General features: G+C 45.9%; 19 protein-coding genes. 13 read left to right on the top strand and 6 right to left on the bottom strand.

All coding sequences use genetic code 11. From position 1 onward, the window contains the following. The first annotated feature begins 407 nt into the window (after nucleotides 1–407). From DVO77_RS03295 to DVO77_RS03320, 6 genes are all read left to right on the top strand, one after another. Complete coding sequence (locus DVO77_RS03295) at nucleotides 408–1697, top strand: sigma-54-dependent transcriptional regulator (protein ID WP_162924132.1); 1290 nt, start codon at nucleotides 408–410, stop codon at nucleotides 1695–1697. A 192-nt stretch (nucleotides 1698–1889) separates the two neighbouring features. Then, nucleotides 1890–2564 (top strand): hypothetical protein, encoded by a 675-nt coding sequence (locus DVO77_RS03300; RefSeq protein WP_119977287.1) that lies wholly within the window; start codon nucleotides 1890–1892, stop codon nucleotides 2562–2564. Between the two features lie 36 nt (nucleotides 2565–2600). Then, the gene (locus DVO77_RS03305; RefSeq protein ID WP_119977380.1) at nucleotides 2601–3665 is read left to right on the top strand and encodes a hypothetical protein; all 1065 of its coding nucleotides are present in this window, start codon (nucleotides 2601–2603) and stop codon (nucleotides 3663–3665) included. Nucleotides 3666–3736: 71 nt separating this feature from the next. Next, nucleotides 3737–4420: a C39 family peptidase gene (locus tag DVO77_RS03310; protein ID WP_119977289.1), complete on the top strand. Its 684-nt coding sequence runs from the start codon at nucleotides 3737–3739 to the stop codon at nucleotides 4418–4420. Between the two features lie 10 nt (nucleotides 4421–4430). After that, on the top strand, nucleotides 4431–5141 hold the full coding sequence (locus DVO77_RS03315; RefSeq protein WP_119977291.1) for a hypothetical protein: 711 nt from the start codon (nucleotides 4431–4433) through the stop codon (nucleotides 5139–5141). 54 nt (nucleotides 5142–5195) lie between these two features. After that, nucleotides 5196–6494, top strand: a complete 1299-nt coding sequence (locus tag DVO77_RS03320) for a cell envelope integrity protein TolA (RefSeq protein WP_119977294.1) — start codon at nucleotides 5196–5198, stop codon at nucleotides 6492–6494. Nucleotides 6495–6762: 268 nt separating this feature from the next. Here the strand turns inward: DVO77_RS03320 and DVO77_RS03325 are convergent, their stop codons facing one another. Next, entirely contained in the window at nucleotides 6763–7674 is a 912-nt protein-coding gene (locus tag DVO77_RS03325; protein WP_119977296.1) for a LysR family transcriptional regulator, read from the bottom strand. A 121-nt stretch (nucleotides 7675–7795) separates the two neighbouring features. Between DVO77_RS03325 and DVO77_RS03330 the strand changes: the two genes are divergently transcribed. Both DVO77_RS03330 and DVO77_RS03335 read left to right on the top strand, forming a co-directional pair. Continuing rightward, a complete protein-coding gene (locus DVO77_RS03330; RefSeq protein ID WP_119977298.1) occupies nucleotides 7796–12349 on the top strand; it encodes an ATP-binding protein in 4554 nt (1517 codons plus the stop codon). Between the two features lie 399 nt (nucleotides 12350–12748). After that, on the top strand, nucleotides 12749–13627 hold the full coding sequence (locus DVO77_RS03335) for a universal stress protein (protein WP_119977300.1): 879 nt from the start codon (nucleotides 12749–12751) through the stop codon (nucleotides 13625–13627). 312 nt (nucleotides 13628–13939) lie between these two features. Here DVO77_RS03335 and DVO77_RS03340 read toward each other — a convergent pair whose 3' ends face one another. Next, a complete protein-coding gene (locus DVO77_RS03340) occupies nucleotides 13940–14200 on the bottom strand; it encodes a DUF5062 family protein (RefSeq protein WP_110455847.1) in 261 nt (86 codons plus the stop codon). A gap of 177 nt (nucleotides 14201–14377) precedes the next feature. Here DVO77_RS03340 and DVO77_RS03345 point away from each other — a divergent pair, with 177 nt between their 5' ends. Next, a complete protein-coding gene (locus DVO77_RS03345; RefSeq protein ID WP_110455848.1) occupies nucleotides 14378–14779 on the top strand; it encodes a VOC family protein in 402 nt (133 codons plus the stop codon). Between the two features lie 682 nt (nucleotides 14780–15461). Here the strand turns inward: DVO77_RS03345 and DVO77_RS03350 are convergent. The 3 genes from DVO77_RS03350 to DVO77_RS03360 all read right to left on the bottom strand — a co-directional run bounded on the left by DVO77_RS03350 (nucleotide 15462) and on the right by DVO77_RS03360 (nucleotide 18573). Next, nucleotides 15462–16178 (bottom strand): RNA pseudouridine synthase, encoded by a 717-nt coding sequence (locus DVO77_RS03350; protein WP_119977302.1) that lies wholly within the window; start codon nucleotides 16176–16178, stop codon nucleotides 15462–15464. Nucleotides 16179–16289: 111 nt separating this feature from the next. Next, nucleotides 16290–16991 (bottom strand): DUF998 domain-containing protein, encoded by a 702-nt coding sequence (locus tag DVO77_RS03355; RefSeq protein ID WP_119977381.1) that lies wholly within the window; start codon nucleotides 16989–16991, stop codon nucleotides 16290–16292. A gap of 232 nt (nucleotides 16992–17223) precedes the next feature. Next, nucleotides 17224–18573, bottom strand: coding sequence for a Na+/H+ antiporter NhaC family protein (locus tag DVO77_RS03360; protein WP_110456750.1), 1350 nt, complete (start codon nucleotides 18571–18573; stop codon nucleotides 17224–17226). Between the two features lie 359 nt (nucleotides 18574–18932). Between DVO77_RS03360 and DVO77_RS03365 the strand changes: the two genes are divergently transcribed. Further along, entirely contained in the window at nucleotides 18933–19457 is a 525-nt protein-coding gene (locus DVO77_RS03365; protein WP_119977304.1) for a DUF3087 domain-containing protein, read from the top strand. A gap of 146 nt (nucleotides 19458–19603) precedes the next feature. Here DVO77_RS03365 and DVO77_RS03370 read toward each other — a convergent pair whose 3' ends face one another. Continuing rightward, nucleotides 19604–20539: a LysR family transcriptional regulator gene (locus DVO77_RS03370; RefSeq protein ID WP_119977306.1), complete on the bottom strand. Its 936-nt coding sequence runs from the start codon at nucleotides 20537–20539 to the stop codon at nucleotides 19604–19606. Between the two features lie 117 nt (nucleotides 20540–20656). On the opposite strand from DVO77_RS03370, the gene DVO77_RS03375 reads away from it, so the two are divergent. The 3 genes from DVO77_RS03375 (at nucleotide 20657) to lgt (ending at nucleotide 24510) form a co-directional block, all read left to right on the top strand. Further along, on the top strand, nucleotides 20657–22114 hold the full coding sequence (locus tag DVO77_RS03375; RefSeq protein ID WP_119977308.1) for an NAD-dependent succinate-semialdehyde dehydrogenase: 1458 nt from the start codon (nucleotides 20657–20659) through the stop codon (nucleotides 22112–22114). A gap of 25 nt (nucleotides 22115–22139) precedes the next feature. Continuing rightward, the gene (gabT, locus tag DVO77_RS03380; RefSeq protein WP_119977310.1) at nucleotides 22140–23420 is read left to right on the top strand and encodes a 4-aminobutyrate--2-oxoglutarate transaminase; all 1281 of its coding nucleotides are present in this window, start codon (nucleotides 22140–22142) and stop codon (nucleotides 23418–23420) included. A gap of 310 nt (nucleotides 23421–23730) precedes the next feature. After that, nucleotides 23731–24510 carry a prolipoprotein diacylglyceryl transferase gene (lgt, locus tag DVO77_RS03385; protein WP_110456751.1) on the top strand — a complete coding sequence of 260 codons (780 nt, stop codon included), beginning with the start codon at nucleotides 23731–23733 and terminating at the stop codon, nucleotides 24508–24510.

The raw sequence follows: 24510 nt of genomic DNA on the forward strand, positions 1-24510 counted from the left end.
TACACGCAATATCAGTTGCCTAAACTGCTATGACATGGTGCTATTTTGACCTCAGTATGCATCAGAATAACGACGATGGAAAGTTACCTAGGCTCAATGATGATAGCACTAGGATGTCATGGTAACCATCGGGTGACTAACGAGGTTTAAGGATAGGATGTTATGTATTTTTCATTAAATTGAGTTAATAAAATTTATTTTATCTAAATAGTATTTTATTACTATACTTTCTTATTTTAAATCATCCGTAAAGTTGAATATTTAATTTTGCATTGGTATTTAATTGTGCTTTTAGTTTTGTTTTCAATGGTGTCGATAAGTTTAGGTGCGGTCATGGTGTTGAGAGCCAATAAAGGGAGTTTGATATGAGGTGTCTTAGCGTTATTGGGCATATTTATGATGATGGGTTGTGTAAAGGGTTAAAGACTCATGGTATTTTTACCGAATTTCATGATGTTGAGAATATGCAAAGTTTTAATTTCAATATAGATATATTACTACTGGATTTAAGAGGTGTGGATCAAACCGATTGGGCAGAATTGATACTTAATCAGCTAAATAAAAATACCTTAGTATTAATGTTGGTTGAAAATAAACAGTTACAAGTCAATAGTATTCAAATGCTTATTTCAAAATATGCTTGGGATTACCATACTGCACCATTTGAGGTAGATAGATTAACACGCATATTAGGGCACGCATTAGGCTTGATTAGAATACGCTTAAGGTGTGCAGCCCAAGCTAATAACTCCCTACATTTTCCCTCAAAAACTATCATGTGCTCTCGGGTGATGCAGGCCTTGAGTAAACAGATTTATCGCGCGGCACCAACCGATATCCCTATTCTTATTCGTGGAGAAAGTGGCACGGGTAAAGAGCTGATTGCTCGCGAAATACATCAAAAATCTCAACGTACATCAGGTGAATTTGTTGCGGTAAATTGCGGGTCATTGATTTCAGGTGTAGTGCAATCTGAATTATTCGGCCATGAAAAAGGGGCTTTTACTGGAGCCATAAACCGGCATAAAGGCAAAATAAGCCAAGCTCATGGCGGCACGTTATTTTTGGATGAGGTAGGCGACTTACCTCTGGATCAACAGGTTAATCTGCTGCGTTTTTTACAAGAAGGTACCTTTGATGCAGTCGGTGGAAGTCAGCCGACCTCTGTTGATGTGCGTATTGTGGCCGCGACACATATCGATTTAGATGCAGCGATTAAGCGCGGTGAGTTTCGCTTAGACCTGTTTTATCGTTTAAATGGCCTCACGCTTGAGTTGCCACCACTGCGAGATCGTAAGGAGGATATCATCTCTCTTGCTGAGCACTTTTGTCAGAAATATGCCGCAGAGTATGCTGTAGGGGGGTGTCATTTTAGCGAACAAGCTAAAACCGCTATGTTAGAGCACCAGTGGACAGGTAATGTACGTGAATTAATTAATCGTATTCGTCGTGCGGTACTACTATGCGAAACCGGTATTATACAAGCTTCTGATCTAGAACTTGAAAATTCAATTAATCAATCCTGTTTTGCTAGAGGCTTAAAGAAAATTAAAGATGAAGTAGAAAAAAACACCCTTATCCAAGTCATGGAGAAACACAGCGGAAAAATGGATGTTGTGGCAAATGATCTTCAAATATCAAGAGCAACATTATATCGCCTAATTGATAAGCATGACATTTATGCAATCGATTCTTAATTCTCAGTTTTGAGACGCTGATGTTAATTTTCAATAATAATAAGATCAAGGTCTTATTATTTTTTTTGTATCAACTTTGAGACGTTTTTTTTATTAATAATATAAGGTGTTGATCTTTAAAGCTTCATTTTTTGGCCTGTTATTTGCTCTATTCATTAGACGATTGCTACTAATCTAGATGAAGAGGGCTAAATGAGACTAAGTTACGGACAACGGTGTTTATGTTTATTATTTAGCGCGATGGCTTGTACTGTTATTGCCGATACGAATCATAATAGCCCTGATATGGGAGAGTCCAACGTAGATGGCTCAAGTGTGGCAAGCCTGAGTGTTGATGCCCAGAGCTATGCCATTGATTTTCCAGGCAATACAGCCATCATCGCGCCGCAGGCTTTTTTAAATGCTCAGGGTCGAGTAGCAATTAATCAATCAGCTGGCGTTCAAAACTCACAAACCAATAGTCATGCGATCGGTGGGCAAGTCGTCATCCTCTCTAATCAGAAAAACCCTTACATTGCCGACAGCACTTACGGTGATGCTATCAATCAAACGTCAATCGAAGAGTTAGCGTTTGAAAATAGCCAAGGGCTGATCAGTATCAATCAGGTCAGTGGCCAAGGAAACATTCAAGCTAATCTTGGGGCCATAGCGCTTCAATCTGTTGTTGGTTTTGGTCTCGATGACAAGTCACTTGAAAGTGTGACCAGTCCCAGTGCTTTGCCTATTGGTCATCTTGATAATAATCAGTCTTTTATCGCTTCTGATAGTTTTGAAAATGTGCAAGGTATAGTGCAAATCAACCAAATTTCTGGCGATGGTAACACCGCCATAAATCAGTTCTCGCTGCAGTTACCAAGTGGGAATTAAATCATCCTAATGGAGAAATGGAAAATGGAAATGAAAATGAAGAAATTAACCTTAGTAATGTGTATTAGTGCAGCAATTAGTGCCAATGCGTTTGCCAATGGTGAAACAGATTCAGATAGTTCTGTTGAGCTCAAAAAGGAAGTGAGTGTTACCAAGGATCTTGAGTATAAAGGTAAAGTTAAAATTTCAGGTGATATCGGGGTTAATGGCTTAGGTATGGCTGTAGTTGAGAATAATCAAGAAGTGGGGGCTAATATTGTCGGTAACTCTTACGTTGATAATGCGGCTTCAGTTTCCGATGAGGCTTTTAGTAATGCCAGCGGTAATATTGGGGTAAACCAAGCGGCGGGCGACAATAATGTGCAAGGGAATTCTGCAGCACTCGCATCGATAGATGCCTCGTTTGCGTTTGGCTCTGGTGATGCTGAAATTTTCAGTAGTCAACGTGGTACATTCAATGGTACTGGGAATTATGCCTCCACCAATAGTGCCAGCATTAGTAGCTCAGCATTCAATGGGGCTTCGGGTAATATAGGTGTGAACATCGCATCAGGTGCCAACAATGTTCAAGCCAATAATATGGCTGCTTCAGCACATACGGGTAGCTTAGGTGAAGCGACGGTCTCAAACACCCAAGTTACAGGTCATAATATCACTTTAAATGAAAGCGCTTTGCAGAATACAGCTGAATCTGTTGATGTGACGTTAACATTAGATGCATCGGGTACCTATGCAGGAAGTTCAACTCAGAATGGTGGTTTTTATCCAGAAATTTGGCAGGATAATGGGGCTCATGATGATGGTGACGATTCCGTATTGTGGGGTCATATGGATATGGACGGTGAAAACCCAGGTGGTGATACTCTCGATTTTGATGAATCAGGTACACTTGAGTTAGCTGGTACTGTGACTGGTTCAATGCCTTTCGTTATTGAAAGCGTTACTCAAAAAACCACTAATACCGTTGCTATAGCGGGTGGTGCTTTCCAAAATGCGTCAGGTAATATTGGCGTCAATATGGCGTCGGGTACTGGCAACCTACAGTCAAACAACCTGTCTCTTACAAGCATGACTGGAGGAGCTATCGTATCTGAACAATAATTACTCAGCATTCTTTTAGTATCGCAGTGGCTCAAGATGCTTTGAGCTACTGCATCACTAAGGACACCCAGATGAAGTATTTATTGTTATGCCTGTGTTTAGGCATTTATCAATATGCCATTGCAGCTGAAATAATGTTGACTGGCATGATCCCCGGCATGGGGAACTACACTAAAAATATCCAAAGTATCAGAGAGCGTAAGTTTGAATTTGTGGTGCCGCAAAGAACAGACTTTTCATGTGGTGCAGCCAGTTTAGCTAGCATTCTTAAGTATGGATATGGTCAAGATGAGATAACCGAAGAGCATGTCTTATTGGGTATGCTCGAGATTGCAGATATTGAGTTAGTGCAAGAGCAAGGTTTTTCCTTGTTAGATATGAAACGTTACTTAGCAACGCAGAATATGCGTGGCCGAGGATATAGGGTGGGGGTTAAAGAGCTTCTACTGTTAAAAATTCCGGCGATAGTGCTGTTAAATGATGGTGGGTACAGTCATTTTGTTGTGATGAGACGGTTTACTGAAAATCAGGTTTTTCTTGGCGACCCCGCACTTGGAAATCGTATTCTAGAGTATGAAGAGTTTGCCAACAAATGGAACGGAATTGTCTTTGTCGTTATAGGTAATCAATACATTAAAGATAATCCGCTTATAACGCCTAGAAACAGATTAACGTATAACGTGCTAAGCCCTATGCAGCCATTAACCGATGCTGAACTATTAGAGTTTGGTTTCCAATATGCAGACATGCTTTAAAGGAGGCAAAATGAAATTTTGCTTAGTAACAGGGATTTTATTGGCCAATTCAGCTTTAGCATCCAATCTGCCATTAGATGCTTTTGATGCACAAGCGCCATTATCAGATCAGGAGTTGGCTCAGCAGAGGGGGAAATACACCCAAAATGGCCAAGACTTTTACTTTGGTTTATTGATGCAAACCCAATATCTCAATGCTCAGGGGGTCGCTCAGCAGGTGAGCATGCAAATTGAGATGTCGGCATCAAATGATCGTCCCGAACTTGTCATTACCATTGCCGATAAAGGGGCGCTAACGGATAACTCGTTGGGACTGTCCACTTCTGGACAGGCGAGTGGCTTGCAGCAACAAATTCAAATCACAGGTGATTTTAATAACGTAAACAATCAACTCGATATCACTCAGGGAGCATTAGCTCCACTGGCTAATGGTGTCGAAATCATATTAGGACAAACCTTAGTTAACAGTAGCGGCAATGTGCTCTATTCTGCTAAAAGCGGTGAATTGGGTTATCGGGTCGACTTGCAATCAGCATCGTTTGCACAAGGAGTATTATCTCAAGAGGGTAATGGTCAGTTGATGCAATCAATCAATATTATTGGTGGGTTTAATCAAATTACTAACAGTTCATTAATACGCTATCAAGGAGTTGATATTGGAATAAAAGAGCGACAATTAATGGGCTTACAGGTACGCGACATCATGGGAATTGGTCTATAGTTTTCAGGCGAGTCTATACCTAAGACCACAAAAGTTAATCAAGGATAACGATCAATGGACGTCAAATGGACTAAGGTTGCCCTGCTAGCATCGATTGCGTGTGTTAATTTCCCCAGTTTCGCGGCTGATAACGATCAAAATCAAGCTTCAATGACTGAAGCTGACGAGCTTCAATTGCTAAAAAAACAGCTCATCTTCCTTAATAAACAAGCACAGATGCAGCAGCAAGCCATTAATCAAATGGCGCAAAAAATCTTAGCGAAAGAAGCAACGCTTAATCAGTCTCAACGTAATACCACAGATGCGCAGGAGCAAGCAGCTCAAACGATCGAACGGCAACCGCAACAACCGCGTGCTCAAGAATCAGCGTCTTCAGCTCCGGTAGCACAAGTGAAAAAGGAACCGGAACGCTCTCGCAGTACAGATGATGTGTTGCAAGAGGCGCATAATGTGTTTGATCGTAAGTTAACTGTCGAATCCTCTATGACCTACAGCTATTATGGGCGTAAGGATTTGGTTTTGCGTGGTTTTCTTGCATTGGATGCCATATTTCTAGGTAACTTAAACCTCGATAGAATACGCTCTAATACGGTCCAGCTTGACTTAACTACGCGCTATACTCTCAATGACCAATGGCAGTTCGAAATGGGTTTTCCTTATGTGTATCGCCTTAATAAATATGAGTCTGTAGGGGAGGGGAATTCGAGCCAATTATATGAGTCTGCCAAGGTTGAGGGTGGACAAATTGGAGATATGAGTTTAGCCGCTTACTATCGGGTAATGACCGAGGGTAATGGTTGGCCCGATTGGGTTTGGAACGTCAGGGTACGTTTGCCCACGGGGACAGATCCTTTTGGTATTGAGCTAGAATCGTCTGAGTCGGGTAATTTAACTTATCCTGTGGATATTGCGACGGGTGCTGGCGTGTTAGGGCTCTCAACCGGTTTTAGTTTGGCTAAAACCTATGATCCCGCGATTGTATTTTTTAATCTCAACTACGGCACCTTTATCCCTGAAGAGTATGGCGATCTATCTGGGTTACCTGGATTATCGCCCGGCGAGATCGATTTGGGGGATTACATTGATTACAGTTTGGGGCTTGCATTTGCGGTGTCAGAAAGAATGAGTATTGGCATGAGCTTTAACCAGAGGTTTTACGCTAAAACTCAGCAGCGTCCTAAAGGCAGTGATTGGCAAGATATCACTAGGACAGATACCAATACCGCATCGCTTGGCCTTGGCGCGACATTGGCGCTAACTGAGAACCTGTCTATGGTCACAAGCATTGGTGCTGGTTTAACCGAGGATTCACCCGATTATCAATTAAGTTTACGTTTCCCGTATCGTTTCTAGCAGTTGACAGTTTACAGAGGGGATCTTGCTTAAGATATGACGATGATAGCGCTATGGTGATTAATTTATGTGAAATTGAGTCAAGCGGCGGACTAATCTTAGATGGCTAATATTAAAAAGTGTTAGCCATTTTATTTTAGTTATTGCCGATTTTTTATTTTTTTATCAAGGCATCATATAGCAAGTAATACCATGCCATTTAAGGATTCGCGGCGGTTGAGAGAGCTTGGTGGTTCAGCTTAGTCACTATTGTGAATGATGAGCGCTGTTACATCATTAATGACTGCAGCGATTCATGACTGCTGAAGCGTTTAGTAAAAAAATCTAAGAACACACTAATGTTCGTCGCCAGCTGACGCCTGCTCGAATACACCCCATACACTTTGAAAGGCTCAATGGGCCAGTCTTGCAGAAGTGGTACAAGGCTGCCGCTAGCTAACTCGGTTTTACACACAGAATTAGATAGCATAGCAATGCCAAAATCATCTAATACTAGTTGTTTCACCATGATGGCGCTGTTTACTCTCACTTTTCGTTTAAAATTGACCATGGTTTTACGTTGGCCTTTTCCTAGCGGCCAAATTGGGGCTGAGCGCGAAGTACCAAGTAAAATACCGTGATGTTCGCTCAGTTCCTGTGGTGTAGCAGGGGTGCCTTTGGCTTTTAAATATGCTGGACTGGCCACTAATATGGGTTGACGTTCTAACAATAAACGCGCCACCAAGTCAGAGGATTGCAGCGGGCCATATTTGATGGCGATGTCATAACCTTCACCCACTAAACCAACATCATTATCGGTAAATTGGACGTCGAGTGCCACGTTAGGATATAAGCGCATAAAGCTACTGCATAGGTTAGCGATGAGCTCTTGGCTAAAGGAAACCGGAATAGCCACACGTAATGAACCAGATACATCATTATGTGTATTTTCAATGGTGGCCTTGGCAGCTTCGACTTCATCGTTAATACTACTGCAATGTTGATAAAATAATGCACCCACTTGAGTCAGGCTTAAATTACGGGTATCACGTTGCAATAAACGTACGCCTAGCTGCTCTTCGAGTTGGGCGACTTTACGACTTATGGTGGATTTTGGCATGCCGATATCGCGAGCCGCCTGAGAGAAGCTTTTAGCCCTCACTACCGCTGCGAATAGCATCATACCGTTCAAATCTGGCATTATTTTATCACTGTCTCAAAAATGGAACATAGCGTCTAAGTCAGTTTAATAGCATTTGACCCTATAACAAAGTTATATTTATGGGCTAAAAATTTTAGAGGCTAAAGCAGAGGATCAATTGATGACCAGCACCAATCAGCCCACAAACACGACTCAGGTTCAAACTGCCGATCCGCTTTTTCTTCAAGCAGAACATTTGGCACAAGATTTTTCTCTGTTTCCAAAACACAGTAAGCAGAGTCTGTCAGAGCAGATTAACGGTTTATTAAGTGAAGAGACGATTCAGTCTAATCTTAAGGAATTGGAACAGTTAGACGTAGACGGTTACGTTGCTAAAGTGATTCAACCCACCTTAGATAAAAACCGCCTTGGCGCTAAGCGCGTTATTGCCGATCTCAAGGGCAAGTTGATCACAGATAAACACTTAGGCCCATTTTACAGTGCTGAGGTTGAGCTCAATTTTGGCACTCGCACTCGCCGTATCGGTTTTATTGCTCAAGAGCGCACCACTAGTAATGGTGCGTGGATGCCTGAGCATCATATAGCGGCTTGTGCGGCCATTCGTCACTTTGCCGAATTGTCTATGCCTATTGTTTACCTTATTGACACCCCTGGTGCCGATGCCGGTGAAGTGGCGAACAGTCAAAACCAAGCACATACGATTTCTAAAGCCATTGCCGAGAGTGCCAACGTCGATGTTCCGACGGTCGGTATCGTGATTGGTGCTGGCTATTCTGGTGGTGCAATCCCCTTGGCCGCGGCCAACATTTTGTTGTCACTGCGTGATGGTATTTTTAACACCATTCAGCCTCAAGGTTTGCAAAGCATTGCGCGTAAGTACAACTTGTCATGGCAAGAGTGTGCTAAGTCGGTGGGCGTATCGCCAGAAGAGCTTTACACTTCGGGCTGTATCGATGGCATTATCGACTTTTCACCATCGGATAAAGATGAGCGTCAGCATAATCTTCGCCGTGCGATCATTAGCAGTATTGAAGCGGTCGAGAATGCCGCGGTGCAGTTTGTGCGCGAGTCGAAAGATTTACGTGAACATTATGACCGCAGCTTAAATCGTTTCTTGCATCCGTCGAAGAACCTGTCAGCCTTAGAAGAGCAGGCGGGATTATCGGTTGCTGACAACCCAACGATGCACCTCAATTTATTCGGTAGCTCTTATCGTTATCTGCGTTACTTAACCCTGCGTAGCCGTATTCATTCGATTTCTCAAGAGCAGTATGGCCGCTTATCTAAGGTGAGCGTACCAGAGGGCGATCTGCTGGCGCGTATTCAGCAAGAGCAAGATAAGGTGTTCCAGTCTTGGCTATCTAGCCCAGATAAACTGGTTTACGATGAAGATCTTAATAAGTTATGGAGCAACTTTACCGCCAAGCGCGATGATGTGTCTACTGAACGAAACATGCTGACGCGGTTTATTTTAGGTGAGCCTAAAGAGAATTATAAGAAGGCGCGTAAGGCACTGTTATTTAATATCGGTTGGTCGCTATACCACCGTTGGAAAGGCAACGCCGAAAACAACTTCAAAGGCTTAATCCAATATCTAGAAAGCTTGCCTGATGAAGTGACACAAGCCGATTGGCCAGAGCTTAATCAGCTGACGGTTCTGGATGTGATCGTCCATGACGAACTGCGCGAAGATTTTATTTGGCAATGTTATAACATCTTAATTTTCAATGCGCTGTATGACAACGTGGTGGGTAACTTAGCCTCAATCGCGAAAGAAGCCATGATGACGAAGAGTTTATCGCGCGCCTCTGTCGACAACCTGCTACATGACTCAATCGATCGCGCTATCTCTAAACAAGATACTGCTAACGATAAGAACAAGTTCTATAAGTGGCTGAAGTATTTCATGTCGCAGTCAAACCGTGCCGATCTGCTGACTAAAACAGAGCAGTGGAAGAGCGTCGGTTTCCCGCAACTTAACGACAGTCTATTCGTTATCTTGACCTATTTCTTCGAGCGTCTACTGCCTGAGTATTTTGCCAGCGAAGAGAAGAGCAGCGACTACACTGGTGCCATCAACCCTGTGCGCATTGGTCGTCGTAAAGACTTCTGGAACCGCTTGACCATGGGTTATCAAGATCTGCTTATCCAGAAAGTGCTTCGCGATGAGAAGCGCAAGGGTAAGATGACTTGGGAAAATGTCATTGCTAAATTCTTCAGTGATTTTGATGAGCTAAACGGCGACAAAATGTCGGCTAACCTGCTTAATTTCCCAGGTTTCCGTTTATCGATTGAAGATGCACTCGATAAAGGCATTCGTCCATGCGGTTTGATCACGGGGACCGCCAATGTTGAGTACAAGGGGCAAACTATTCGTGCGGGTATCGCCGTATCCAATACCGCATTCCAAGCGGGTGCGTTCGATATGGCCAGCGCCGAGAAATTCAGTGCCTTGTTGATCGAATGTGCTAAACGCAGACTGCCAGTTATCTGTTTCATCAGTTCAGGTGGTATGCAGACTAAAGAAGGGGCGGCGGCGCTGTTCTCTATGGCGGTGGTGAACGACCGTATTACTCGTTTCATTCGTGATAACGAACTGCCAGTCTTGATGTTTGGTTTCGGGGACTGTACCGGTGGTGCTCAGGCCAGTTTTGTGACCCATCCTTTGGTGCAAACATATTACCTGTCGGGCACTAATATGCCATTTGCAGGCCAGATGGTAGTGCCAGCATACTTGCCGTCGACCTCGACGTTGTCGAATTATCTGTCTAAGGTTCCGGGCGCAATGAACGCCTTGGTCACCAATCCATTTAGCGACACCATAGATGAGCAACTTAGCGGTATCGATCCATTAATGCCTAAGCCAACGGCTAAGATTGAAGATGTTATTGGCAATGCCATTTCAACCTTAGTGCCTGAAATGCAAGTGGCCGAGGATGAGATAGTACAAGATGATCCTCGTCAGTTGATGAAGCCTATTGAGAAAGTATTGGTTCATGCTCGTGGTTGTACTGCGGTTAAGCTAATCCGTAAGGCTCATGACAACAACATTAGCGTGGTATTAGTGGCGTCAGATCCCGATATGACCTCGGTACCAGCCGATATGCTTGATGAAAACGATAAGCTGGTCTGTATCGGTGGTAACACTTCTGATGAAAGTTACCTAAACGCATACTCAGTGCTGAAAGTTGCTGAATATGAGAAAGTTGATGCGCTGCACCCAGGTATTGGCTTCCTGTCTGAAAGCCCGCAATTTGCCGCATTATGTGTTAATAACGGTGTCAACTTCATTGGCCCTAGTGTGCATAGCATGACGACCATGGGTAACAAGTCGAATGCGATTAAAACCTCGCAAGCGCAAAATGTACCTGTGGTTCCAGGTAGTCACGGTATCTTGACCAACGCAGAGCAAGCGGTCAACGTGGCCAGCGAAATTGGCTATCCTGTGCTGCTTAAAGCGGTACAAGGTGGTGGCGGTAAGGGTATTCAAGTTGTTGAGCGCCCAGAAGATATGATCTCTCTATTCCAAAAGACCTCTACCGAAGCGGCGGCGGCATTTGGTAATGGTGACCTTTACCTAGAGAAATATGTTACCTCTTTACGCCATATTGAAGTGCAGCTACTGCGTGATCAGTTTGGTAACACTAAGGTACTGGGGTTACGTGACTGTTCGGTACAACGTAACAACCAGAAAGTGATTGAAGAGTCTGGTTCGACTATGTTGCCAGATGAGCTTAAGCAGAAGGTGATGGAATACACGCGCGCATTAGGCGACGCCACCGATTACATGGGTGCAGGTACGGTAGAATTTATCTACAACCTCGATACCAATGAAGTGTACTTCATGGAGATGAATACTCGTCTGCAAGTTGAGCATCCGGTTACTGAAGCAACCTCGGGTATTGATATCGTCAGCGCCGGTTTCGACATTGCCGCGGGTCGCTCTATTGAGCACCTTGAGCCACAAGAGATTGGCTATGCTATCGAAGTGCGTGTCACTGCCGAGAAAGCGGCATTAGACAGCAATGGTATACTGCAGTTATTACCGCATCCAGGGGTGATCACCGAATATGCGATGCCTGAGCGCGATGATATCGAAATCATCTCTATCGCCGGTGAAGGTAAAGAGGTATCACCATACTATGATAGCTTGATCGCCCAGATCATCTGCCGTGGTGAGTCGCGCGAAGATGTGATCAACAAGCTGCATGACTATCTTGCCAACGAAGTGGTTATTAAAGGTATTGCAACCAATATTCCGTTGCTCACGCGTATCTTAAAAGATGGTACCTTCAACGAAGGGGTGTATGACACTAACTATCTGCCACGCTTCATGGCTGAGCTGGATATTCCTGAGCTGATTGCCGAAATGGAAGCGGCAGCGGAAACTGTGGGTGTCGATACCGAGTCGCTACGAGTCGGTGAGAGTAATGAGCTAAAAGTATTGGCACAAGGTGCGGGTATCTTCTATACCTCGCCAGCACCGGGTGAAGCGGACTTCGTCAAAGAGGGTGACATCGTTACTGTCGATCAGACGCTGGCGTTAACCGAAGCGATGAAAATGTTCTCACAGGTGACGCTTGCAGGCTTTAACCGCCAAGGCGCTGTGCTGTACCCTGAAGATAAGCAATATCGCATTGAGCGTATTCTTAACAGCAACGGTCAGCAGGTCTCACAAGGTGAACTACTGTTTGTGGTGTCACCCGTTAACTGATGCCACTGAGAGCCAGTTAAGCTAATAAAAATACCCATCGAATGATGGGTATTTTTTTATCTGTTGCTACCCATTTAGCGGGGGAGTGCTAGAGACGCTTAGGTGTTCTTTTTAGGCAAGGTCACTGTGCCAGTTGAGCAAGCTCGGGCCGATTAAGCGTCCCGTTAGCATCTCGTCTACCACAGTGGATAGTGACCAGCGATGATGCCGTTTGCCCTTGCGTGCCATTACGGGGTATGCCTAAACAGAGTGCCAGAACAGAGTTATCTATGGCAATATTGGCCTCTTGCCACAATGGTGTATATGATAGTGAGCTTGGTTAATTTTATGACCAAGATCAAGGCGTAAGTCACAAACCGTGACTAAGCTCAACTTAAGGTTTAGCGGTAGGAGAAAACCATGGATAAGGTGTTTATCATTTCGCAAAAAAAGCAGCAACAAGCCGATGCAATTGCCACAGGAGTGGAGCTTGCTAGTGCCTTGGGTAAAACGGCCGAGGTGTTTGACTATAGTTATGAGTCTTTTAGTGGCAAAGAGTGTTATAGCCCTCGTCTTGCCGCTGCGGCGAAATTACAAATAATGAAGCAGCGTAACAGTGACATTGAAGCGCAGCTGCAATCACTTAAGATAGACGATGTTCCAGTCAACACTGTGTGGACTAAAGATCTATTCGAACATGCCTGTCATCATTCTATGCGCCATGGCTTTGATCTTATGATTAAAGCCGTTCAGGATGCCGACCACTACTTACCTGTGGACTGGCACCTGATCCGTAATGTAAAAATTCCGCTGATGCTATTGACCGATAATCCATTAAATCGCGCCAATAGCGTGCTGATGGCGGTGGATTTAGGCAGTGATAAACCGATAAAACAGCAACTTAACCATAATGTGATTGCCTATGCTCGCCAACTTGCCAAGGCCACTGGGTGCGTATTACATCTGGCCTATGTGGTAAGAGTACCTAAGATCCTCAGGGATATGGATGTCATCAATCCCCGCACTCTGGTTAAAGAGGCTCATCAGCGTTATCAATCTCAGCTCGATGAGCTTGGCTTGCCGCAGGATAATATTCATATTTTAGCGGGTGAGCCGGATCTGTGTTTATATGAACTGGCCTGTCGTTTACGGGCTCGTTATGTGGTGCTTGGGGCTCGTCAGCGCCGTGGTTTGCTTGGCTGTGTTATTGGTAATACTGCCGAAGCCATGCTGAGCCGTATCCGTAGCAATGTGTTGGTGATCCCTGCCGACGATCAACTAGTGACGCCATCGGTTTAACGCCTATCAGTGATAGTGTCTTCACGGTGGTTAATTATATTAGCCACCGCAATTAACAGACAAGGTTTCTTTCAAATGCTTAGCCGATGACTAATTATAGGTTATAGGCGTCAATATGAATGCTGTTGGTCATCAGCATCCCTAATAATTATAAACAGTAAGCTATTTAATACAGTAAGTTACTTAATCAAGGCTGCAAGATCCCAATGGATCGCTAGCCAATACGTTGTCATGGTTGTAGCGTAATGAGTGGCGTGGCAAGGGGCAAAAGAGCATAGGCATCAGTCGAGTGACCAACGCCTATGGCTATGTTTAGTTAAGCAGCGGGTGATCTTCTGGCAGCTGTCGACTGATCCATAAGATCAATTTGTGCTTCATATTCGGCCCATCTTCTTTGTCTGTGGCCAAGGGCTGGATTAGTTTATCTTGCACTAACAGCCGGTAGATACATTCGACTTTATCTTTAGGAGAGATGCCTTTGCCGAAATCGGCAAATCCGCGTTTTTTTGCGTAACCTACACCAATATCCATGGCGAGTTTTAACAGTTGTGCGTCATGCTTACCTTGTTTCATAAAAGGCTCCATCAAAGCTGATAAACACAAGCTACCCTAAATCATATCAATAACAAAATAGCTAAGCCCCATTTTTGAATAACAGGGGCAATTTGTGTTTAAGTGGACAATCAACTGGTTACTCTTACAGCAATCAGCGATAAATAACGGCACCATCATCATAGGAGGTCACAGCGTATGATAGAGGTTAAGGGAGTGGACCATGTGGTTTTTCGTACCACCAAGCTTGAGGCTATGCTGCATTTTTATACGCAGGTACTTGGTTGCCATCTGGAGCGGCAGCTAGCAGAAGAAGGCTTAACTCAACTGCGTGCAGGCACCGCCCTCATTGATATTGTCACTTGCGATAGTGAACTCGGCCGTCTCGGTGGCAAGGCACCGCAGCAAGATGGCCGTAATGTCGACCATGTATGCTTGCTCATCACCTCTATGGATGAGCAGGCATTACTGGGTTATCTCGCTGAGTTTGACATCACTACAGAGGGATTCGCCAAGCGTTATGGGGCCCAAGGTTTCGGGCGCTCGGTTTATATCAACGACCCAGAGGGGAATGTGATCGAGTTAAAGCTCTCGAATTAGTGCTATCCAAAGGGCAGCTTGTAGCATTTGATTTTCAATGGCCTGCCGCGGCTTTCCGGGCTGGCAATTCGGTGGGTCGCTGCAAGTATATCCTTATACGCTCGACGGTGGCATCCATGCCACCAACCCCCACCGCCATACCTATACCGACTTATCACTCTCTTTGATTTAGCCGTAATTGGTATCCACAGAACCATTAAAAGCTAAATTATTTTTGGACAGAAGTGTTCTGGCCTTCGAATGAAGGGGCTGGCATTTTTGGCTTGTAGCATTTAGTCGAGTTAGTTTTTATTTATTGATGGTAGCGTTAACCTTTATGGCAACCAATTGCCTGCAGCAGGCCTTTCGTGCAGGTATTTCGGTGGGTCGCTGCAAGTATATCCCTATACGCTCGACGGTGGCATCCATGCCACCAACCCCCACCGCCATACCTATACCGACTTATCTATCTCAGAGGAAATAACCCAGGGTAAGTGCGGTTTTAGCCTTTGAAATCATGGATGATTTCGCCGTTCCCACATGGACGTGCTGGAATAACGTCCATGTCTACAAGTCAGTTCGACAATCCCTGTTGCTCTTTCGTGAGCCCGAAGCTAGGCTTCACTCACTCCAACACCGAATACGCCAAACGCTACTCAAATAAAACTCAAAAATGCCAACTTTTTATTTCTAGGCCGAGCCCTTATGCAATACTGGCCTGCAATGCGGTTAGCTCATGATCTGTTAGTTGCCGCAATTGTCCAGGCGGTAAGTCACCAAGTGATAAAGACTCAATGGCCACACGCTCAAGGTCGACTACCCGATAACCCAATGCTTGACTCATACGGCGTATTTGGCGGTTTAACCCTTGGGTGAGTACTATTTCAAACTGACTGTCATCTAAACGCCGTACTTGGCAGGGCAAGGTGGTGAGGTTTTTATAGCTAACCCCAGCAGCCATCTGGGTAAGAAATAGCTCATCGAACGCTTTATTGAGTCGCACTCGATAACGTTTACGGTGGTGAAAATCGGGGTGCATTAAACGCTGTGTCAACTCCCCGTCGTTGGTCAAGAGTAATAAGCCGCGTGAGTCTTTATCCAGCCGCCCCACAGGGTAAAGGCGCGGCTGCTTGGGCAGTAGATGCCACAGGCTAGATGGGTCGTGGGGCAGCAGGCGGCAGTCGGTGCCGACCAGCTTGTTGAGCATCCAATATTGCTTGTGCTCCACTGCGGGCAAAGGTTTGCCTTGATAGCAAATGTGTTGCTGCGCCGCTTGGCCTTGCGGGGTGTCGATTAGGGTAACGCTGTCGATATGATTAGCTAGGCGGCCATCGATGCTGATTTGGCCATCACGGATAAACCGGGTCGCACCGCGGCGAGAGCATAAACCGGTAAGGGCGATATATTGAGCTAAACGCATGACGGACTCTGATTAAATTAAAATAGGGATAGAAAAGCTTATTATAGTCAGATACTTCAATCGATTAACTGTTTAAATTATTTATCTAGTAACTTAATTGGTCGTGGGTGTTTACCAGGTGACAGCCAGCTTGGCCGATATCGAGTCGTGATAGCTTTTTCTCGCCAGCTTCTTGATACTGAGCGCCAGTATGATGCACCAGATGGTTACTAAATGGATTTGACACCACAGCAGATAGGTCAGTACACAGGGGACCTGTTCGCCATGGGGACAGGGATCAAAACTTAAACTATCCCAGTTGAGCATGAACGCGAGTACCGAGGCGCAGCATACGCCTAACAGGCTGACGATCATCAGTGGCGTTGGGCAGATATTTTTATGATTAATATGGCCTAACAAGCTAATACAATAGAGGCTTAGGGTGCTGATTAAAAAAGTGGTTGAAAATAATCTGTGCTCAAACAGGTAATTAATCGGGTAGATCCCCATGAGTATGATGCTAATGCCTACCGCGGATCCCACCAGGGCAATGGTGTGGCTAAATTGGTTCAAGTGCAACTGCTGTAAACCGTACATGGCCAGTAACATACAAATGCCGGTGAGGATCAGCCCCATGTTAAAAATGTATGCCAGTGGCGAGCGAATATAGTTGCCCAAATTGCTAGGGAGTTGGCTAAAAATCAAGTTGCCCATCAATTGGTACTGGGCGAGTAAGGTAATGGATATTCCTACAATGGCGACGACTGTGCCAGCTAAAATAGTAAAAATCACCATGCGGTGGAAATCGTAATTGATGGGGTTATATCTTGTCATAACATCGCCAGTTAGGATTGCGATAAATAAAAAGGAGTGCAGTAGTTGCACTCCCTTGATTCATTCGGCGATCAGTCATCACTGTCTCATATCGTTTATTTACAGATGCATCTAACGATAGGGTGAGTAGTCGCCTTATATTCCTAAGGTGGTAGTTTAAACCATAATTAACGCTTAATACACAACTGCAATTAATTCCTTAACAGTTGTTTCTCTATGTGTCTGCGCTGCATTAATGGCGCTTACGTAAAATCACAATTGCAATAGCAACCAGTGCTAATACCATGCAGTACCAAGCGTGGCTCACCGCTTCAATGGGGCTGATGGCAAAGATAGAGGCGATCAATAATGCCTGCGCGCCATATGGGAGCAGTCCCTGCACTATGCATGAAAAGATGTCTAAGATACTGGCCGCACGTTTAGGCGTAACTTGATGTTTCTCTGCTAAGTCTTTGGCGATATTACCCGTTACCACAATCGATACCGTGTTATTTGCCACACAGGTATTGGTCAGGGCAACCATGCCTGCAATACCCAGTTCAGAGGCACGCGTCGATGCTTCACCTTTATGTTTGGAAAAGCGGGCGATCAATTTTTCAATCTGTTTATTAACAAAAGCTAAGCCGCCTTGTTGCTGCATTAAGGCCGCGAGTCCACCGACTAACATAGATAGAATAAAGATCTCCTGCATGTTAGTGAAACCTGCGTAGATATCTTTACCAAAGATGATGAAGTCATAGTCACTGGTGAATAACCCGGTCGCACCAGCAAGCAATATGCCCACAGTCAGTACCACAAACACGTTAAGCCCTGAGACTGCCAAAACCAAAATGGTTAAATAGGGGATGACATTAATAAAATCAATTTCTTGTGGCGCAACATCCGCTTGACCTTGGCCTGCTAGGGTAAAGAAGATCATGGTGATGATGGCGGCCGGAATAGCAAAAATCAGGTTTTCTCTGAATTTGTCTTTCATGTGGCAGCCTTGGGTGCGAGTCGCCGCAATAGTAGTGTCAGAAATGATCGACAAGTTATCACCAAATAACGCGCCGGAGATCACCGACCCGGCCATCACCGCTAGCTCAATTTGGGCTTCGTTAGCCACGCCGAGCGCAATAGGTGCTACAGCGGCGATAGTGCCCATTGAGGTGCCCATGGCAGTAGCAATGAAGGCGGCGATGACAAAAAATCCCGGAAGCAACAGGTTAGAGGGGACTAACGACAGTCCTAAAGCGACGGTGGCATCAACGCCGCCTGTCGCTTTAGCGACCGAGGCAAATGCGCCAGCCAGTAAATAGATTAAGCACATGGCAATAATATTGGAATGGCCAATACCGGCGATAAAGGTTTCTATCCCTTGGTTGAGCTTCTGCTTAGAGATCAGTAGGGCCAAAATGATGGCGGGTAAAATGGCGATGACACTAGGAAGTTGATAAAAGGCAAAGTCTACTCCTTGGTTTTGAAAGTAGACGCCAGCGCCAATAAATAAGGCTAAAAATACCAGTAAGGGTATTAAGGCAATAAAAGAAGCCTGTGGCTCACTAGAAGCGGGGGCATGTTGCTCATGTGTCGGTGTTGTCAATGTGTTCTCTCTCACTGCTTAGCCTCGCTAGGCGAGTACGTGTCGTTAAAACAAGGTGCTGACCTAGGGTTCCCATGCCCTCCTTGCAGGAACCTATCGCCTCGATGCGATAGTGGTCATCTCAATTAAGCAAGAGGATATGAGATTGAAAGACGTCTGTCAATTTAGACGTCTAGATGTTTTTACTGCTATTTGTTTTGTTTCTGTTAAATCTGTTATCACGTCATCGCATGTAATTCGACTCGACAAGGCAATGAGCGTAATTACACCTGGTTTAAATATAGTGGTGTAATGCCATTTTATGGGTAAGCCATGGTAATCTTACGCCTTATTTTTTGGGTTATTTACAGAGACGTCAGATGAAATTAATCGAAATAGACAAGATCACCTACCGTGAACATTTAAACCGTGTGATCATAGTGTTTATTGCTTGCCTTGCTTTCTTGTCGTTACTAATGGGCCAGCTGTTGATCAGGTTATGGGGCCAAGTTGAAGTAGCGACAGGCGAATCGACGGGTAATTTTCATCTTAATTTTTTAGGCGTACTGTTAGCTTTTGCTTTATGTGGTGGGGTGTTATATCGACAGCGGCATCATGACTATTTTAAAGAGATCTATTATGTGTCGCGTTTAAAAGCGCTGCATAATCGCATCTATCGAAAACTAAAAGCCATTAAACTTGCGGCACAGAACAACGATATCAATGCGTTGATTATTTTGAGCTTCTATTACACTAGCTTAAAATTTGTTTACCTGTTAGATGACAACACCTTGACCCTAGGTGAGGTGGACGTTGAGCTAAACCGGATTAATCAGCAGATTGAGCGTTTAGGGCTAACGGTAGGCGCGCAAGATTTTAGCGCCGAGTTACTAACGCGCTTTTAGGGGGAACTCGTATAGCCCTATCTTGGGGGCAAGCTTTCAGTCTGCCGATGAGCCGGTGAATTTAGGGCCTAGGCATCCGAGCTGGTGATGAAAGGCAAACACTGGCGAGTGCTCTGCTGGCTGTTAAGTTAACGGCTTGATAGGACCTAACTGGGCATATCTAGGCCAAACACTTCATTAAACGCCGCCATCAACAGCTCGACTTTGGCGGTTTCTCGCGCCGAGTGCTTATACACCATCGACAAATTAAACGGATAACTGGCGGCATCGCCGTGAATTATCTTCATCTGACCCGCCTCTAGCTCTTGCTGGATATAGCTTAGCGGCAGGTATCCAATATAGCAGCCCGATAAAATTAAGGTTTTACGAGTATCAAACTGATACGCTTTTGCCGACAAATTTAAGCGTTTTAATTGCTCGCGCCCATCGGGATCGATATCGACGCCAGGGTGGATAGAGGCGGTTTTTGACAGCATTTCGGCGCTGATCTGGGCATCACTGAGCTTAAAGTAGGGGTGCTGAGCGCTGCAGCACAGATAGATAGGCTCGCTAAACAGTGTGCGGTAGTGCAATCCTTCAACCTGCTGATAGCTTGGCAGTAAGCCCACATGGGCCTTGTCTTGCAGTAACGATTTCTCGATATGGTGCAGCGCTTCACCGTCTAAAATCAGGTGTAGCTGGGGTTGGCGCGCATGGATGTAGGCCACCACCTGTGCCAGTTTCTGTTGCATGGTGTGATCTAACTGATCGGCACATAAGATCACCAACTCGCCGATCAGCTCCTCGCCTAGGTTATTCACAAACATAGAGAAATCATTGAGTGAGTCAAACAGTTCTATGCAGGCGTGATACACGGCTTGTCCCGCCTCGGTCAGGGCAAATCCGCCACGGCCTCGGCTGCACAATTTCAGTTTCATGCGGCTTTCAAGGTTGGACATATGCACGCTAATGGTCGAGCGGGTGACACCCAGTTCGGCTTCGGCTGCGGCAAAGCCGCCATTCTCCACTACGGTGCGAAAAATGCGCAGCAAGCGTAGGTCATATTCGGTGACAGCCTTAGGGATGATCGATTGCTTGCTCATAAGTTTTACCGTCATAAAACATTGTGTTGATTATTTTGTATTTAACCTGAGTTGCTTTTGCTATTCAATAGACAAATTTAGTGACTAAAAGCTCAGCCCTTTTGATTTGGAGTATTTATGCAGGGAATTAAAGATAGCCAGTTAATCAAGCTCGCCTCATATATCGACGGTAACTGGGTCGATAGCGCCGACCGTTTTACGGTGGTCAATCCCGCCAATCAACAGGTGGTGGCCGAGGTGGCCAATGCTGGCTGTGATGAAACCCAAGCGGCGATAGTGGCCGCTAAAAAAGCCCTACCAGCGTGGTCAAAAAAGAGCGCCAATGAGCGCGCCGCACTGATGCGTAAATGGTTTAACTTGATGATGCAACATCAAGATGATTTGGGCCGCATATTAACCCTAGAGCAGGGCAAGCCGCTGGCAGAAGCCAAGGGTGAAATTGCCTATGGCGCGGCCTTTATCGATTGGTTTGCCGAAGAGGGCAAGCGTGTCTATGGCGACACCATTCCAGCGCCAGCCAGTGACAAGCGTATTATTGTGATCAAGCAGCCAGTTGGTGTGGTGGCCTCGATTACCCCATGGAACTTCCCCAACGCGATGATCGCTCGTAAGGCCGCAGCGGCCTTAGCGGCAGGCTGTACTTTTGTGGCGCGCCCTTCGCCGTCGACTCCCTTGTCGGCACTCGCCATGGCTGAGCTGGCCGAGCGCGCCGGGATCCCAGCCGGGGTGTTTAATATTGTGGTGGGTGAAGACGCTGCGGGTATGGGCAAGGTGCTTACCCAGCATCCAGACGTGGCTAAGTTTACCTTTACCGGCTCCACTGCGGTGGGCAAAATTTTACTGGCCCAGTGCGCCACCAGTGTAAAAAAAGTGTCGATGGAGCTGGGTGGCAATGCGCCCTTTATCGTATTCGATGATGCCGATATCGACGCCGCAGTGCAGGGCGCTTTGGTGTCGAAATACCGCAACGCGGGTCAAACCTGTGTGTGTACCAACCGCATCTTAGTGCAAAGCAAGGTGGCCGCCGAGTTTACCGAGAAATTCAGCGCCGCCGTGGCGGGTTTGCAGGTTGGAGATGGCTTGAGCGAGGGGGTCACCGTTGGCCCGATGATCTCTAAAACCGCGGTTGACGATGTGCTAAAGCTGGTGGACGTCACTGTGGCCAGTGGCGCGACAGTGATTGCTGGCGGTGGGCGCAGTGAGTTAGGCGAAAGCTTTCTCGCGCCTATGATAGTCACCGGCGTCACCAATGAGATGGCGCTGGCACGTAATGAAATTTTTGGCCCTGTCACACCTATCATTAGTTTCGACGATGAAGCACAAGCCTTGGCGCTGGCTAACGATACCGAATATGGTTTAGCCGCTTATTTCTATGCCCGCGATATTGGCCGTATTTTCCGTGTTGCCGAGGGACTTGAATATGGCATGGTTGGCGTCAACGAAGGCATTATCTCTAATGCGGCTGCGCCTTTTGGCGGCGTAAAACAATCGGGTAATGGCCGTGAAGGGTCAAAATATGGACTCGATGATTATTTAGAAATTAAGTACCTGTGCCTTGGCGGACTGGATAAGTAACTCAATAAGATTAAAGGATTTCAAAATGAGCAACGCAGATTTACAAGCACGTAAAGTGAACGCCATCGCCCGAGGTCAGGGCAACGCCTATGCCGCCTATGTTGAACGTGCCAGCAATGCTGAGCTGTGGGATGTGGAAGGCAAACGTTATATCGATTTTGGCACAGGCATCGCCGTATGTAATACCGGTCACAGCCATCCAAAAATAGTCGAAGCCGTTAAGGCGCAGCTGGATAAATTTAGCCACACCTGCGTGATGGTTAACCCTTATGAATCGGCGGTGGAGCTAGCCGAAAAGCTGACCGCTATCGCCCCGGGGCCGAGTGATAAGAAAGCGATTTTTGTGACCACTGGCGCCGAAGCCGTGGAAAACTGCGTCAAAATCGCCCGTGCGCACACGGGACGTCGCGGCGTTATCGCTTTTAATGGTGGTTTTCATGGCCGCACCAATTTAACCATGGCGCTAACGGGTAAAATCAGCCCGTATAAGCATCAATTTGGTCCCTTTGCCGGTGATATCTTCCACGCGCCTTATCCAATGGCGCTGCATGATGTGAGCGTGAAAGATTCACTTAAAGCGATTGAAAACCTGTTTAAGGTCGATATCGCTCCTTGCGATGTGGCGGCGATTATTGTTGAGCCAGTGCAGGGCGAAGGCGGCTTTTATATTGCGCCGCCTGAATTTTTACAGGCATTGCGCGCGCTGTGTGATACACATGGCATTGTATTAATTGCCGATGAAATTCAAAGTGGTTTTGGCCGCACCGGTAAGATGTTTAGCTTCGAACATGCCCAGGTGGAGCCGGATCTTATCACCATGGCGAAAGGCATTGCCGGCGGTTTCCCACTGGCGGCCGTGGTGGGCAAGAGCGACATTATGGATGCGCCGCTTCCCGGTGGTCTTGGTGGCACTTATGGTGGCTCGCCCGTGGGCTGCGTGGCGGCACTGGCTGTACTAGAGGTCATCGCCGAAGAAAATTTAGTGGAGCGTGCGGCGCAGATTGGTGCGACATTTAACCAGCATTTGACCGCGCTGCAACAGCGTTATCCGCAGCTGATTGGCGAGGTGCGCAATCAAGGCGCAATGATCGCCATGGAGCTGTTTGTCGATGGTGATAAAGAGCAACCCAATACTGCACTGACTCAAGCGATCATCGCCAATGCCGCCGAGCATGGCTTAGTGCTACTGGCCTGTGGTTTTTACGGTAACGTGATCCGTTTCTTGCCCGCATTAACCATTAGTGATGAGATTATGCTTGAAGGGCTGGAGAAATTTAATCAGCTGTTTACTGCTGTGGCAACATAATACCAGTCAAATAACCATGATTTTAATAGGCTTGTTTGCGGCGTAAATGGAGCATCATTAGCCAGTATTTTACCCTTCAAACGTTAGCCGAGAACGAATGCGATTGCGAGCACAGCAACGCATGGTATCAAGGGGTTAGTCGCACTCGTGACTAAGCCCTTTTTTATGCTGGTAAGACTCAGGTTATCTAGCTAATTTATCGCGATTAATCCATAGTATGAGCTTGAATAAGCGCGCCAAGCGCGTGAAAATGCCTACTGGCAGATTATTTAAGCGGGTCACTCGGCCTGCACCTTATGGAGTAAAGCGTTTGCAGCACATAGTTTGGAATATCGATCCTGTGATGATCTCGTTCATGGGACTTAAAATACATTGGTATGGCGTACTGTTTGCCTTGGCGATCGCCAGCGGTTTTCAGGTGATGAAGCGTATTTATGTACGTGAAAGTTTAGATGTAGAGTCGTTAGATAACCTACTGATTTATTGTGTGGTAGGCATCATTATCGGTGCGCGATTAGCCCATGTATTGTTTTATGATCCTGGCTATTATTTTGCCCATCCGCTGAAAATTTTAGCGATTTGGGAAGGTGGACTTGCCAGCCACGGCGGTGGAATAGGGGCCATATTAGCCCTGTATTATTATCATACTAAGACCAAATTACCCTTTCTGTTTTTACTCGATCGCTTGGCGATCGCCACCGCCATCTTTGGCTTTTTTGTGCGCATGGCCAATTTTGCCAATTCAGAGATCTTAGGTGTGGTGACAGATAAGCCTTGGGGGATCATTTTTGAGCGTATCGATCGCCTACCTCGCCATCCGGCTCAGTTATATGAGGCGTTGGCTTATTTAATTATCTTTATCAGCCTGTGGTTCATCTATCGCACTACGCAGATGAAGCAAAAACAAGGTGCGATTTTCGGTCTATTTTTAGTGTTGGTGTTCAGCGCGCGGTTTATCATCGAAGAGATCAAGGTAAAGCAGGCGGCCTACGCCCAAGATTGGGCCATTAGTGCTGGGCAGATGTTGAGCGTGCCTTTCTTAATCGTTGGGGTTGTCTTATTAGCGCGGCCTTATTTAACACGGCGTTAG

Origin of the sequence: Shewanella algidipiscicola, from assembly GCF_003605125.1 — a bacterium.
In the GTDB taxonomy this organism is placed as follows: domain Bacteria; phylum Pseudomonadota; class Gammaproteobacteria; order Enterobacterales; family Shewanellaceae; genus Shewanella; species Shewanella algidipiscicola.

Coding starts and splice junctions, on each gene's coding strand:
- DVO77_RS03300 (WP_119977287.1), top strand. CDS start 1,890: ATGAGACTAAGTTACGGACAACGGTGTTTATGTTTATTATTTAGCGCG.
- DVO77_RS03305 (WP_119977380.1), top strand. CDS start 2,601: ATGAAGAAATTAACCTTAGTAATGTGTATTAGTGCAGCAATTAGTGCC.
- DVO77_RS03310 (WP_119977289.1), top strand. CDS start 3,737: ATGAAGTATTTATTGTTATGCCTGTGTTTAGGCATTTATCAATATGCC.
- DVO77_RS03315 (WP_119977291.1), top strand. CDS start 4,431: ATGAAATTTTGCTTAGTAACAGGGATTTTATTGGCCAATTCAGCTTTA.
- DVO77_RS03320 (WP_119977294.1), top strand. CDS start 5,196: ATGGACGTCAAATGGACTAAGGTTGCCCTGCTAGCATCGATTGCGTGT.
- DVO77_RS03325 (WP_119977296.1), bottom strand. CDS start 7,674: ATGCCAGATTTGAACGGTATGATGCTATTCGCAGCGGTAGTGAGGGCT.
- DVO77_RS03330 (WP_119977298.1), top strand. CDS start 7,796: ATGACCAGCACCAATCAGCCCACAAACACGACTCAGGTTCAAACTGCC.
- DVO77_RS03335 (WP_119977300.1), top strand. CDS start 12,749: ATGGATAAGGTGTTTATCATTTCGCAAAAAAAGCAGCAACAAGCCGAT.
- DVO77_RS03340 (WP_110455847.1), bottom strand. CDS start 14,200: ATGAAACAAGGTAAGCATGACGCACAACTGTTAAAACTCGCCATGGAT.
- DVO77_RS03345 (WP_110455848.1), top strand. CDS start 14,378: ATGATAGAGGTTAAGGGAGTGGACCATGTGGTTTTTCGTACCACCAAG.
- DVO77_RS03350 (WP_119977302.1), bottom strand. CDS start 16,178: ATGCGTTTAGCTCAATATATCGCCCTTACCGGTTTATGCTCTCGCCGC.
- DVO77_RS03355 (WP_119977381.1), bottom strand. CDS start 16,991: ATGACAAGATATAACCCCATCAATTACGATTTCCACCGCATGGTGATT.
- DVO77_RS03365 (WP_119977304.1), top strand. CDS start 18,933: ATGAAATTAATCGAAATAGACAAGATCACCTACCGTGAACATTTAAAC.
- DVO77_RS03370 (WP_119977306.1), bottom strand. CDS start 20,539: ATGAGCAAGCAATCGATCATCCCTAAGGCTGTCACCGAATATGACCTA.
- DVO77_RS03375 (WP_119977308.1), top strand. CDS start 20,657: ATGCAGGGAATTAAAGATAGCCAGTTAATCAAGCTCGCCTCATATATC.
- gabT (WP_119977310.1), top strand. CDS start 22,140: ATGAGCAACGCAGATTTACAAGCACGTAAAGTGAACGCCATCGCCCGA.